A 12,015-nucleotide genomic window follows, 5' to 3' on the forward strand; every position below is an offset into this window, starting at 1 on the left:
ACGAACAACTGTACGAGCACCCACCGACAAAGTCCATAGTTTTATGCCAAGAGCGAACAAACACGCCCACTCGCGATCACCAGGACGGGACCTGACCGCTCTCCGGCCTCAAACAACCGCTCGACGGCATCGAGCGGCTCGCCCCGATCGATGTCGGTGGCCCCTGCGTATGGTGAGCCCACACCGATTAGTCACCGCCGACGAAGGGACCCTCCGTGACTGCCACCGACGTTGACCAGCAGTTCGTGCTGACCGAGATCGACACCGACGCACGCATCGCGACCGTCACCCTCAATCGCCCGGAGAAGCGCAACCCCCTCTCGCTCGCGCTGATGATCGAGCTGACCGAGGTGTTCCGCGGGCTCGGCGAGCGCAAGGATGTCGCCGTCATCGTCCTCGCCAGCAGCGGTCCCGCCTTCAGCGCCGGCCACGACCTCTCCGAGATGACCGGCCGCAGCGTCGAGGAGTACCGCGAGATCTTCGACCGGTGCACCGTGCTCATGGAGACGATCCAGGCCATCCCGCAGCCGGTCATTGCCCAGGTGCAGGGCATCGCCACCGCCGCCGGGTGTCAACTGGCCGCCACGTGCGACCTCGTCGTCGCGGAGGAGGGCTCGCGCTTCGGCACCCCCGGCGTCAAGATCGGCCTCTTCTGTTCGACTCCGATGGTCGCCATCAGCCGCGTCATCGGCCAGAAGCGGGCCATGCAACTGCTCCTGACCGGAGTGCCGATCGACGCCCGCACCGCCGCCGACTGGGGGCTGGTCAACGAGGTCGTCCCGGCCGACCAGCTCGCCGCCCGCGCCCGCGAACTCGCCGAGCAGATCGCGCAGGCCAGCTCCGTGGTCACCGGCATCGGCAAGGAGGCGTTCTACGCCCAGGTCGAGCTCGATCGACACTCCGCATATGACTACGCGAAGAACGTCATGACGATGAACGCCATGGCCGCGGACGCGCAGGAGGGGATCTGCGCGTTCCTCGACAAGCGTCAGCCCACCTGGTCCGACCGCTGACGTCACGCGCCAACGCAAAAAGACCTCTGCGACACCACCAGACGCAATACACGGATCGGGGTGCGGCCGGCATCGCGCCCGCCGCACCCCGATCCGTCGTCACCACTGGGTCAGTGCGCCGTCCAGCCACCGTCCATGGTGAACGAGCTGCCGGTGATCGACGCCGACGACGGTCCGCACAGGAACGCCACCAAGTCGCCGACCTCAGCCGGCTCGATGAGCCGCTTGACCGCCACGGGGGTGAGCATGACCTTTTCGACGACCTCGTCCTCGCTCAGCCCATGCACCCGCGCCTGATCGGCGATCTGCTTCTCCACCAACGGAGTTCGCACGTAGGCCGGGTTGACGCAGTTGCTCGTCACACCCTTGTCCGCACCCTCGAGTGCCACGGTCTTCGACAGACCCTCAAGCCCGTGCTTGGCACTGACATAGGCCGACTTGAACGCACTGGCCCGCAGCCCGTGCACGCTGGAGACGTTGACGATCCGTCCCCAGCCCTGCTCGTACATGTGCGGCAGCGACTGCCGGATCAACACGAACGGAGCCAGCAGCATCAACCGGTGGATCCGCTCGAACTGCTCGATCGGGAACTCCTCGACCGGCGACACGTGCTGCACTCCGGCATTGTTCACGAGGATGTCGACGTCCGTCGGCAGCGCCGCAATCGCGTCGACGTCGGTCAGGTCGACCGCGCGCGTGTCGAGGCCAGGCACGTCGGCCGCGAGCGCAGCCAGCCCGTCGGCCGACCAGTCCACGGCGATGACCTTGGCTCCGTCCGCGGCCAGTCGCGCGGCACACGCCCGCCCGATGCCACTCGCGGCTCCGGTGACCATGGCCACCCGGCCCTCAACGGCCGCTCCACTCATGTTCGTCCCTTCGTCGGTGTCGATGTCACTCTTGTCGGACAGCCGGTCAGCCCTCGTGTCGGAATCCGAGCTTGATCCCGACCTGCCAGTCCGCGATCCGCCCATCCTGAATGTGCCCGCGGACCTGCGTGACCTCGAACCAGTCCAGGTTGCGCAGCGTCTTGCCGGCCTCTGCGACCGCGTTGGACACGGCGGCCTCGATGCTGTCCGGCGAGGTCCCGACGATCTCGGACACGTTGTAGACGTGGTTGCTCATGCCTGCCTCCTTGCTCGGCGGTGACGGCACCCAGCGATGCCGCTGCTGCACCAACCTAGCGAGGCGGAGCGGCGTACGGCCCGGTATCGCGCAGGATCACGGGCACAACCGCGCTCCTCACGGTGCGTACTGCGGGTCCGTCGGTTCGACCCACTGGACGAACTGGTAGATGACGCCGTTGGGGTCGGCCATCTGGAAGTACCGCTCGCCCCACGGTTCGGTCTCGATCGGGGTGACGATCTCGACTCCGTCGCCGCGCAACCGGGCGTAGTCGGCGTCGATGTCGTCCACGGTGAACACGACGAGGAGCCCGTCGACCCGCCCAGCGGCCGACGTCGGCCGGAAACTCTCCAGCCCGATGCGCAGGAAGATCAGGTTGAACCCGGCCTCGGGGTGGGCGAGCGAGCTGAATCCGTCCGCGGCCATGCCCTCGGTGAACCCGAGGTGTCGCTGCACCCAGGCGGCCGAGGCCTCGACGTCGGGAACGTTGAGCGACACGGCGCTGCTGGTGATCCGCATGGGCTTCTCCTTGGTGATGGGGGGTGTCGATCTACGCCATACGTTGTACAGCGTACGTCGTACAACGTGACCGTGGCAGAATTGTTCCCCGTGACGGAGAAGAGCACGGGCACCGGAGCGCCGAGTCGCACCTTGTCGTTGTTGTGGGGCAGCGGCGACACGGCGGCGCCCCGCAAGGGCCCGGCCAGGTCCGTCACCGTCACGCAGATCGTCGAGGCTGCCCTCGACATGGCCGACGACCGCGGTTTGACGGCCGTGACGATGCGCGCGGTCGCCGAACGGGTGGGTGTCTCGGCCATGTCGCTCTACACGTACGTGCCCGGCAAACCCGAACTGCTCGACCTCATGGTCGACACCTGCTACCTGCGCATGCCCCGGCCGGCCTGGCACGACGAGCCGTGGCGCGCGCGCCTCACCTCGGTGGCGCAGTCCAACCGGGACCTGCTCGCCGCTCACCCGTGGCTGACCGAGGTCGCGGCGCTGAACCGCCCGCCACTGGGCCCGGGCGTCATGGCGAAGTACGAGCACGAACTGGCCGCGTTCGACGACACCGGACTCACCGACGTCGAGATCGACGCCGCACTGTCGTATCTGCTCATGTTCGTGCAATCCGTCTGCCGCTCACGCCACGACGCGGCCCGGGTCACGACCGATTCGGCGATGAGCGACGCCGATTGGTGGTCGGCCAACCAGCCACTCCTCGCCGAAGCACTCGACCCGACGCACTACCCGCGAGCGGTGCGGATCGGCGCTGCCGCCGGTGATGCGCAGAACAGTGCGTGGAGCGCCGAACACGCCTGGGAGTTCGGACTGGCCCGCACCCTCGACGGGCTCGCGGCGCTCATCGACCCGGCCGAACGGTGATCCGTGTTCACACCTGACCCTCAGACCGGCCCCCTACGCTCGCCTCCGTGGACGATCTCTGGACGCGCGTATCGACTCGCCAGCCCGTCCCGGATCCGTCGGTCGTCGTGCTGCTCGGTCTGGGCGCACTGCTGCTCGTCGTCTTTGCGTGGCCGGCGGTGCGGATGCTCGTCACGATCGTGCACGAGGCCGGCCACGCCGTCGTCGCGTCGGCCACCGGCCGCTCGCTGACGGGGATCCGCCTGCATTCGGACACCTCTGGCCTGACCGTCTCACGCGGCCGTCCCACCGGACCCGGTATGGTCGCCACCCTCGCCGCCGGGTACGTCGCTCCGGGTGTGCTCGGCCTGGCTGCGGCGCTCGTGCTCGCCTCCGGGCACGCGGTTGCGCTGCTCTGGGCCTTCGCTGCCGCCCTCGTCGTCATGCTGCTGTACATCCGCAATCTCTACGGTCTGCTCGTCATGATCGTCGTCGGCGGCCTCATCGGCGCGGCCACGTGGTACCTCGAGCCGTTGGCCCAGTCCTGGGTGGCGTACCTGCTGACGTGGCTGCTGTTGCTCGCCGCGCCGCGCCCGGCCATCGAGCTCCTGCGCCGCCCGTCACGCACCTCCGACGCGGCCCAACTGAGTCGACTCACGGGCCTGCCGGCCACGATGTGGAGCCTGACGTTCTTCCTCGTCACGCTCACCTGCCTCGTGGCCGGGATGGCCGTGCTGGCGCCGCAGGTGCTGAGCCACCTCTGACGCCAGCCCGCACCGATCACACCTCTTCGGCGATCTCGGCGACCTCCATCGCCGGGCGAGACCGCAGGATGGCCCCGGCCAACGCCATCGAGGCCGGCCAAGCCAGCATCGTCACGCAGAAGGCAATGGGCCACGCGATGGCGAACTGCCGGGGCCACGCGGCCAGCCACGCCATCGACGGGCCGGTGAAGATCAGACCCATGACGCCCGACATCGTCGCCGCCATGATGAGGGTCATGATGACCTGAGTGAGGAGGATGCTCTTCTTGTCCATCGTTCGTTCCTTGTCCGGGCGGACGGCACAGCGAGACTCACGCGGCGCCGCCGTCCCCAGTGTTGAGGGATAGGGCGCCTCGGGTTCGCACGGAACGTGCGACTGCATCTCGAACGAGCGAGGGCTGGAATAACCACACCAGCCACAATCTTTCAGGCCCGGTCATCATATCGGATCGCCGTGCTGGGCCCGGATCGTCGCGCGTCACCGAAACCCAAACAGCGGCGCGATCCCGGTGCCACACTGGCGAAATGAGCCTTGATGAAGCGCTGATCGCGCTTGGTGTGGCGCTCTTTCTCGCGGGTCTGATCACCGGTGTGGTGATCCCCAAATTGGCACTCTCGAGGTTGGGGTTGACCAGCCACCTCGAGGGCACGATGAACGGGATGTTCCTCATGCTCGTCGGGTTGATCTGGACCCGTCTCGACCTCGGAGACCTCTGGCGTCAGATCACCTTCTGGACCCTGCTCTACGGCACGTGGGCCAACTGGGGCGCCACCCTGCTCGCGGGCATCTGGGGCACCGGGCAGCGCACGCCCATCGCCTCCGGCGGCCGCGTGGGCTCGCCCGGGCACGAACGCATCGTGTCGACGATGCTCATCGGAGTGGGAATCACCGACATCGTGGCGGTCACGATCATCCTCGTCGGGCTCTTGCGCTGAACTCTGTCGCGCTGAACTGATCGTCATGATCGAGTCCTCCGGCGCCGTTGCGTCCTTGGTCACGACCGGTACGTTGGCTCCCATCTTGGGCGAGACGAACGGAGAAGCGTGGGGAGACGGGATCAGACCGAAAGCGTCAGTCGCCGCACGAGCGCCAGGGTGAGCACCGACAGCACGACCGGCAGCATCACACCCAGCGTGATGAACGTGGGCAGCGCGCCGATCCGCTCGGTCATCCAGCCGAAGTTCATCCCGAAGAAGCCGGTGGCCAAGGTCAGCGGCATGAACACCGTGGCGACCAGGGTGAGCCGCTCCGAGACCACGGTCGCCTGCTGGTTCATCAGGTCGCCGAGCATGGCGTACAGCCCCGCCGCCATCGATCGATTCTGCTCGAACGCGCCCTCGGCCCGGCGCAGCATTCGGCGGTACTGCGGGCCCAGGTGCTCGGCCAACTCCTCGTCGGAGGACAGCAGGCGCCGCTGGGCGGTGGCCAACTCGGACACCTCGAAGAGGTGAATGCGCAACCGCGACATCTCCCGCCGTTCCGGGGCCGAGGTATAACCCCCGGCCCGCCCCTCAAGGTCCTGGGTCGCGTCGACGAGTTCAGCCAGGGTGTCCTCGCCGTGGTGGGCGACACACAGGAGCGCCGCGACGAATGCCGACGAGACATCCCCCTCATCGTCACGCACCTGCCGTCCGAGCCACTCCAGGACCGACCGCTCGGCGACGACCAGCAGGCCGGCCGATCCGGCGACGAGGCGAATCGGGGTCAGCCGTCGGTCCTGAGCCCACGTGAACAGGACCGCATCGAGGTGCTGGCCGGTCACGGCGATCCGCGGGTGACGCGTGGGCCGGCCGCGATCGATCACCTCAAGCCCCAGCTCACGAGCAGCCTCGGCGGCCAGGTCGCCGTCGGCCGACTCCGCCAGCACGCACACCGGCCCACCATCGTGGGCACGCAGGGACGGAAGGTCGTCAACGGTGATCATGCTTCATGATCCACCGGACGCACCGCGCTCCGGCCATTAGGCTGCGCCGCATGGATCTTCCTGCGGTCACCGCTGACCACCTGCTCGAGGGTATTCAGGCCTCCGACATCGACACCCACCGACTCCGCATGCGGGTGCTGACCCGCGCCGGGCAGACCACCGGTCGCCCGCTGCTGCTCGTCCACGGCAACATCTCGTCCTCGCTGTTCTACCAGCGGCTCATGCTGGCGCTGCCCGACGACATCCGCCCGATCGCGCCCGATCTGCGCGGGTACGGCGAGACCCAGGCTGAGCCCATCGACGCCACGCGCGGGCTGGGTGACCACGTCGATGACCTCGTTGCGCTGCTCGACGCGCTGGGGATCGACCGCGCCGACGCCATGGGGTGGTCGATGGGCGGAGGCGTGATCGCCCGCCTCGCGATCGACGCTCCGGGTCGCGTTTCTTCACTCACGCTGCAGGCACCCATCTCGCCCTTCGGCTACGGGTGCACCAAAGGCCTGGACGGCGAACTCGTCTTCGCCGACGCCGCCGGCACCGGGGGCGGTGGCGGCAACCCGCGCCTCATCGAACTGCTCGCGGCCAAGGACCCCGACGGGGTGCTCACCGATGGCCAACCGGAGGCGGTCTCGCCGCGAGCGACGCTCCGGGGTCTGTACGTCGCGCCGCGCGAGACCCCGTGGCCCGACGAGGACCTCTGGGTCGCGTCGATGCTCACGACCCGCACCGGCGCGGACTTCTACCCCGGCGACTCGACGGCCTCGCCGAACTGGCCGGGCTTCGCGCCGGGGACCCGCGGCGTCCTGAACTCGATGGCCCCGACCTACTGCCGCTGGGACGACCTACCCGACGCCGCTGAGCTCCCGCCCGTGCTGTGGATCCGTGGCGCGAACGACCTCATCGTCGCCGACGCCGCGGGCCTCGACCTGGCGGTCCTGGGGCAGGCCGGCCTCATCCCCGGGTACCCCGGCGCCGACGTCATCCCGCCGCAGCCGATGATCGCGCAGACCCGCGCGGTGCTTGACCGCTACTCCACAGCCGGAGGCGCGTACCGCGAGGTGGTCTTCGACGGCACGGGCCATTCGCCGCACCTCGAGCGTCAGGACGAGGTGCTCAAGGAGCTGGTCACGCACCTCGGCTGATGCGCCGGTCTGCCCACCGACGCCGACGACGACCGCTCACGTTTGTATAGTTCAGGACCTCACGTTTGCTTGGTTCAAGCGCTCACGTTTGCTTAGTTCAGGGCCTCACGTTTGTATAGTTCATGCGGGCCATCTGCTAGGTTGAGAGCGTGACTCTCGACTCGCTCGTGCCGCGCAGGGTCAGTGAACTACTCGCGGATCTGACCACAGTGGAGCCTGTGATCGCCCTCCACGGGCCTCGTTCGGTGGGTAAGTCGACCGTGCTGCGCGGGTTCGCCGCCGATACGGGTGGATCAGTCGTCGACCTCGATGACGTTGAGGTGCGCGAAGCAGTCGCGGGGAACTTGGCAGCGACCGTGGGCGGCCCGACGCCACTGTGCGTTGATGAGTATCAGCGGGTCCCCGAGATCTTGGACGCGATCAAGGCTCGGCTGAACCGGGAGGGCAGCCTACCTGGCACCGCCGTGATCACTGGTTCGACTCGGCAGGATGCCCTACCCGCGACGGCTCAGTCGCTCACTGGGAGGCTGCACGCTCTCACCATCTGGCCACTGTCCCAGGGTGAGATCGCTGGTGTCCGGGAGAACCTGATCGAGTCACTGCGTCTGGATCCTGAAGGCGTGGTCAGTGAGGTGCCATCGTCCACGACCACGCGCGCAGACTACGTGGACCGTGTCTGCGCAGGCGGCCTGCCACTGGCCGTGCGACGCTCAGGGCCAGCCCGTGCACGGTGGTTCGACGATTTCGTTCGAGCTTCGGTCGAACGGGACGCCTTGGAACTCAGCCGGATCAGGGAACGGCAGGCGATGACCGATTTATTGGGACTGATCGCCGCGCAAACCGGGCAATTGCTCAACGTCTCCGGAGCAGCGGAGAAGATCGGGGTCAACCGGGCCACGGTCGAGAGCCACCTCCGACTCATGGAGGACCTGTTCCTCGTGGTGCGACTGCCGGCGTGGGGCACCAGGCTGCGCTCAAGGGTCAGCGCCAAGCCCAAGGTCCACATCGTCGACTCCGGACTGGCTGCCCGGCTGCTCCGGCTCACCCCAGACAAGTTGGCTGCCTTCGACCCGACCGCGTTGGCCGACTTCGGGCACCTCCTTGAGACATTCGTTGTCGGGGAGATCCGTAAGCAGGTCTCTTGGCTCGACGAGCCTGTCGCCCTGGGTCATTGGCGCACCAGCGACGGCACGGAGGTCGACCTGGTCATCGAGTACGACGATGGCTCGATCCTCGCCTTCGAGGTCAAAGCCAACGAACGGGCCTCCGGCTCGGACTTTCGCGGCCTGACTCTACTCCGCGACGCTCTGGGTGCTCGGTTCGCCGGCGGTATCTGTCTCACGACAGGGAAGCGCTCCTACACCTACGACGATCGGCTCCACGTCATGCCTATCGACCGTCTTTGGACGCCGATCAACAGTGAGCGCACGCACTGACTGGCGCGGTGAGGCAGCGACCGAGGACTGTCCGAGGCTGGCCCTATTGTCATCCTCATGTCGTATTGGATCTCAAGCCAGAATGCGGAGGTGGTCGTTGCATGGGCAACCATCGCCGGAGTCTTCGTTCCAAGGCGTGGGGTTCTGGGACCTCATCATTCAGAATCGGGGAGCATCCACGGCGCTGAATGTAGTGGTTGACGGTGGCGAGTATCAGGCCTCGGGCGAAGATGATCACATTGTCCCACATCTGGCCAGATGGGCCATCTGGCGCTACTGGTAGTCGCGCAAATAGCGCCCGAAATGCGGCACGGTGAACGCGATCCGACCGCGTTCCCCCGAGTAGATCAGGCCCTTCTTCAGCAACGCATCCCGCGCCGGGGACAACGACTGCGGCTTGCGCCCCAGCACCTTGGCGACATCCGACGTCGGCACCGACTCGATGTCGTCGAGCGCCTCGTCCTCCGACTCGGCGATCGCCACGGCCACGTCCGACATCGCCCGCAGATACTCCCGCTCCCCCGGCGTGGCCCGCTCGTATCGACTGCCGAAGAACCCGACCGCCAACTCCGAATCCGCCTCCGGCGCAGCGACCTTGACGTCCGCCTCCGAGATCGGCGTCTGCGGTGCCAGATCCCACACGACCTTGCCGTACGCCTGGATGAAGTACGGGTACCCGCCCGTCGCGGTGTACATCGCCTCCAGCGCCTCGGCGGTGAACTCCGCTCCCTCATCGCCGGCCGGGATCGTCAGCGCCGCATCGGCCGCCTCACGCGTGAGCCGATCGATGCGCTGATAGCGGAACAGCCGCTCCGAATACGACTTGCTCGCACTCAACACCGCGGGCAGATGCGGCAGCCCGGCGCCGACGACGATGACCGGCAGCCCCGACTGGCTGATCTCGTGGCACGCCGCGCAGATCGCCGAGACATCCTCGGGCAGCAGGTCCTGCATCTCGTCGATGAAGATCCCCACGCCCGTCCCGAGGTCGGCGGCCAACCCACCCACGTCGGAGAGCAGCTCGACGAGATCGATCTCGATGTCACCGGAGTCGGCGCGCCCGACCGCGGCCGGAGCGTCGATCCCCGGGTTCCACCGGTCACGCATCTTGGACCCGGCGGCCGTATCGCGCTGCGCGAACGCCTTGACCACGCCGAGCACGTGATTGACGTCGTCGGACTGCGGGTGCCCCAACTCACGGATCGCCGTGTGGAGCGCACTCGCCAACGGCCGGCGCAGCGTCTGGTCGGGACGCGCCTCGAACTTGCCAGTGCCCCACCGGGCGCGCACGGCCTGGCTGCGCAGGGTGTTGAGCAGCACCGTCTTGCCGACGCCACGCAATCCGGTCAACACCAGACTGCGCTCCGGTCGCCCACGGGAGACGCGTTCGAGCACGACGTCGAACATGCGCAACTGCTCGTCCCGGCCGGACAGCTCGGGTGGACGCTGCCCGGCGCCGGGCGCGTACGGGTTCGCGATCGGATCCACGATGACACGGTATCGAGGCCTCTAGCCGAAACCCGATACATCCGCATACGACGCGATCACGTGTCGCGCGGGGACTCCCAGCCGGCCACGCGCAACCGCTCGAACGCGTCGAGTAGCAGGTCGAGGGTGAACGCGAACTCGAAGTCCGCGTCGCACGCCCCGCCGGAGGCCTCGGCGATGGCGAGGATGTGGGGGTAGGTCGCGGTGAAGTGCGCGACCATCGCGGCACGGGCCTCCTCGCCCTGGGGCACCTGGGACACCCCGGGTTCCTCGAACGCCTCCGGGCTGAAACCCCAGATCCGGTGCCCCAACGCGTGCATGGCGTGGTGGGTCAGGTCCGGCGAGAATCCGCCGGCGATGAACTGGCCGGCCAACGCGTTCTGGTAGGCCAACACGGCCGGAGTACGCGAGGTGCGGGTCTCGATGACCGGTCGCGCCCACGGGTGCTCGAGCAGAACCCGGCGGGCCGACAGAATGCGGCGCCGCACCCCGGTGCGCCAGTCCACGGTGTCCTGATCCGGAGCGCCGTCGGCACCCGCAGCGTGCGGGGCCAGATCGTCGTGCGGGGCCGGATCGTCGTGCGGGGCCGGATCGTCGTACTGCTCAATGAGTGTGTCGACCATGCCGGAGAGCAGGTCGTCCTTGTTGGCGACGTGCTTGTACAGCGCCATGGGCACGACGCCGAGGCGGGCCGCGAGGTTGCGCATGCTCACGGCGTCGATCCCCTCGGCGTCGGCGAGCGCAACCGCCTCCGTCCGTGCGCGGTCGCGGCTCAGCGGGGTGCGCTCCGTCGGGGTTGACATGGTGTACACCGTACACCTACGGTCGAAGTGTACGGCGTACACCGCGCCGCTCCGCCCTGACGATGGGACACCCGATGGACCGACCTCAGACCCACGCCCGCCTCGCCGGTGGGCTCTATCTCGTCACCGTCATCACGTCGATCCCAGCCCTGGCGCTCAAGGACCCGGTGCTCGGCGACCCCACCAGCCTGGCGACGGCGGGCGCGATCACCGACCTGCGTTGGGCGGCCCTCCTGGAGGTCGTGCTCGCCCTGGCGTGCATCGGGACGGCCGTCGCCCTCTACCCGATCGTGGCGCGGGCCGGCCAGGCACCGGCCATCGGCTTCGTCGCCGCGCGCACGCTCGAAGCCGGTCTGGTCATGACCGGTGTCATCGCGATGTTGAGTCTGATCGAGGTGCCGGTCGGCAGTGCCGCCGCTCCCACGTTGGTCGCGATCCACGACTGGGCGTTCCTCATCGGCCCGGGCCTGGTTCCGGCGGTCAACGCCCTACTGCTGGCGCCGGCGCTGCTCCGGTTGCGGGCCGTGCCTCGGGTGCTGCCGATCATCGGACTCATCGGCGCTCCGCTGCTGTTGATCTCGGCGTTGGCGACGCTCATGGGCGCAATGCCCCAGGTGTCACTCCTGGCCGGCGCGGCCGCGTTGCCCATCGCCGCCTGGGAGATCGGGCTGGGAATCTGGCTGCTCATCAAGGGAGTGCATCTGGCGCCCCGCCCAGCCGAGGCACCGCCCGCGGATACGCCGATCGGGGCGTATCCGGCCGTCTAGCCCAGTGGCTAGCGGTGGGGATACGCCCCGATCGGGGTCGGAACCGCGGTGACGAGGGGGTTGCCGTGACGACCTACTGCTGCGGCGGGGCCGGCGGCGGCGGGTAGCCCTGACCCGGCTGCTGGCCGGGCTGGGCCGGCGGTGGGTACCCCTGACCCGGCTGACCCGGCTGAGCAGGCGGGGCCTGCGGCGG

At 68.2% G+C, this 12,015-nt stretch carries 14 protein-coding genes; 7 read left to right on the forward strand and 7 right to left on the reverse strand.

The annotated features are described in order from the left end of the window. Nucleotides 1-215 precede the first annotated feature (215 nt). Nucleotides 216-1,013: an enoyl-CoA hydratase gene (locus KD1_RS13015; RefSeq protein ID WP_068402572.1), complete on the forward strand. Its 798-nt coding sequence runs from the start codon at nucleotides 216-218 to the stop codon at nucleotides 1,011-1,013. A gap of 110 nt (nucleotides 1,014-1,123) precedes the next feature. On the opposite strand, the gene KD1_RS13020 is transcribed toward KD1_RS13015, so the two are convergent. The 3 genes from KD1_RS13020 to KD1_RS13030 all read right to left on the reverse strand — a co-directional run bounded on the left by KD1_RS13020 (nucleotide 1,124) and on the right by KD1_RS13030 (nucleotide 2,654). Then, on the reverse strand, nucleotides 1,124-1,879 hold the full coding sequence (locus KD1_RS13020; RefSeq protein WP_068402574.1) for a 3-hydroxybutyrate dehydrogenase: 756 nt from the start codon (nucleotides 1,877-1,879) through the stop codon (nucleotides 1,124-1,126). 46 nt (nucleotides 1,880-1,925) lie between these two features. After that, a complete protein-coding gene (locus KD1_RS13025; RefSeq protein WP_068402576.1) occupies nucleotides 1,926-2,135 on the reverse strand; it encodes a dodecin in 210 nt (69 codons plus the stop codon). Between the two features lie 117 nt (nucleotides 2,136-2,252). Then, on the reverse strand, nucleotides 2,253-2,654 hold the full coding sequence (locus KD1_RS13030; protein ID WP_068402578.1) for a VOC family protein: 402 nt from the start codon (nucleotides 2,652-2,654) through the stop codon (nucleotides 2,253-2,255). A 90-nt stretch (nucleotides 2,655-2,744) separates the two neighbouring features. Between KD1_RS13030 and KD1_RS13035 the strand changes: the two genes are divergently transcribed. Then, nucleotides 2,745-3,518, forward strand: a complete 774-nt coding sequence (locus KD1_RS13035; RefSeq protein WP_068402580.1) for a TetR/AcrR family transcriptional regulator — start codon at nucleotides 2,745-2,747, stop codon at nucleotides 3,516-3,518. A 47-nt stretch (nucleotides 3,519-3,565) separates the two neighbouring features. Further along, nucleotides 3,566-4,261, forward strand: coding sequence for a M50 family metallopeptidase (locus tag KD1_RS13040; protein ID WP_068402582.1), 696 nt, complete (start codon nucleotides 3,566-3,568; stop codon nucleotides 4,259-4,261). Nucleotides 4,262-4,277: 16 nt separating this feature from the next. On the opposite strand, the gene KD1_RS13045 is transcribed toward KD1_RS13040, so the two are convergent. Continuing rightward, complete coding sequence (locus tag KD1_RS13045) at nucleotides 4,278-4,535, reverse strand: DUF2798 domain-containing protein (RefSeq protein ID WP_068402584.1); 258 nt, start codon at nucleotides 4,533-4,535, stop codon at nucleotides 4,278-4,280. A gap of 251 nt (nucleotides 4,536-4,786) precedes the next feature. On the opposite strand from KD1_RS13045, the gene KD1_RS13050 reads away from it, so the two are divergent. Further along, nucleotides 4,787-5,197 carry a styrene oxide isomerase gene (locus tag KD1_RS13050; protein WP_157073344.1) on the forward strand — a complete coding sequence of 137 codons (411 nt, stop codon included), beginning with the start codon at nucleotides 4,787-4,789 and terminating at the stop codon, nucleotides 5,195-5,197. Nucleotides 5,198-5,319: 122 nt separating this feature from the next. On the opposite strand, the gene KD1_RS13055 is transcribed toward KD1_RS13050, so the two are convergent. Continuing rightward, nucleotides 5,320-6,186, reverse strand: coding sequence for a CorA family divalent cation transporter (locus KD1_RS13055; protein ID WP_068402588.1), 867 nt, complete (start codon nucleotides 6,184-6,186; stop codon nucleotides 5,320-5,322). A 50-nt stretch (nucleotides 6,187-6,236) separates the two neighbouring features. Here KD1_RS13055 and KD1_RS13060 point away from each other — a divergent pair, with 50 nt between their 5' ends. Continuing rightward, a complete protein-coding gene (locus tag KD1_RS13060; protein ID WP_068402589.1) occupies nucleotides 6,237-7,328 on the forward strand; it encodes an alpha/beta fold hydrolase in 1,092 nt (363 codons plus the stop codon). Between the two features lie 218 nt (nucleotides 7,329-7,546). Then, a complete protein-coding gene (locus KD1_RS17535; protein ID WP_281177621.1) occupies nucleotides 7,547-8,764 on the forward strand; it encodes an ATP-binding protein in 1,218 nt (405 codons plus the stop codon). Between the two features lie 273 nt (nucleotides 8,765-9,037). On the opposite strand, the gene KD1_RS13070 is transcribed toward KD1_RS17535, so the two are convergent. Both KD1_RS13070 and KD1_RS13075 read right to left on the reverse strand, forming a co-directional pair. After that, nucleotides 9,038-10,252, reverse strand: a complete 1,215-nt coding sequence (locus KD1_RS13070) for an ATP-binding protein (protein WP_068402593.1) — start codon at nucleotides 10,250-10,252, stop codon at nucleotides 9,038-9,040. Nucleotides 10,253-10,308: 56 nt separating this feature from the next. Beyond that, complete coding sequence (locus tag KD1_RS13075) at nucleotides 10,309-11,055, reverse strand: TetR/AcrR family transcriptional regulator (RefSeq protein ID WP_068402595.1); 747 nt, start codon at nucleotides 11,053-11,055, stop codon at nucleotides 10,309-10,311. A 74-nt stretch (nucleotides 11,056-11,129) separates the two neighbouring features. Here KD1_RS13075 and KD1_RS13080 point away from each other — a divergent pair, with 74 nt between their 5' ends. Then, nucleotides 11,130-11,822, forward strand: coding sequence for a DUF4386 domain-containing protein (locus KD1_RS13080; protein ID WP_068402597.1), 693 nt, complete (start codon nucleotides 11,130-11,132; stop codon nucleotides 11,820-11,822). Nucleotides 11,823-12,015 lie beyond the last annotated feature (193 nt).

It is taken from the genome of Kribbia dieselivorans NBRC 106261 (genome assembly GCF_001552435.1).
In the GTDB taxonomy this organism is placed as follows: Bacteria; Actinomycetota; Actinomycetes; order Actinomycetales; family Dermatophilaceae; genus Kribbia; species Kribbia dieselivorans.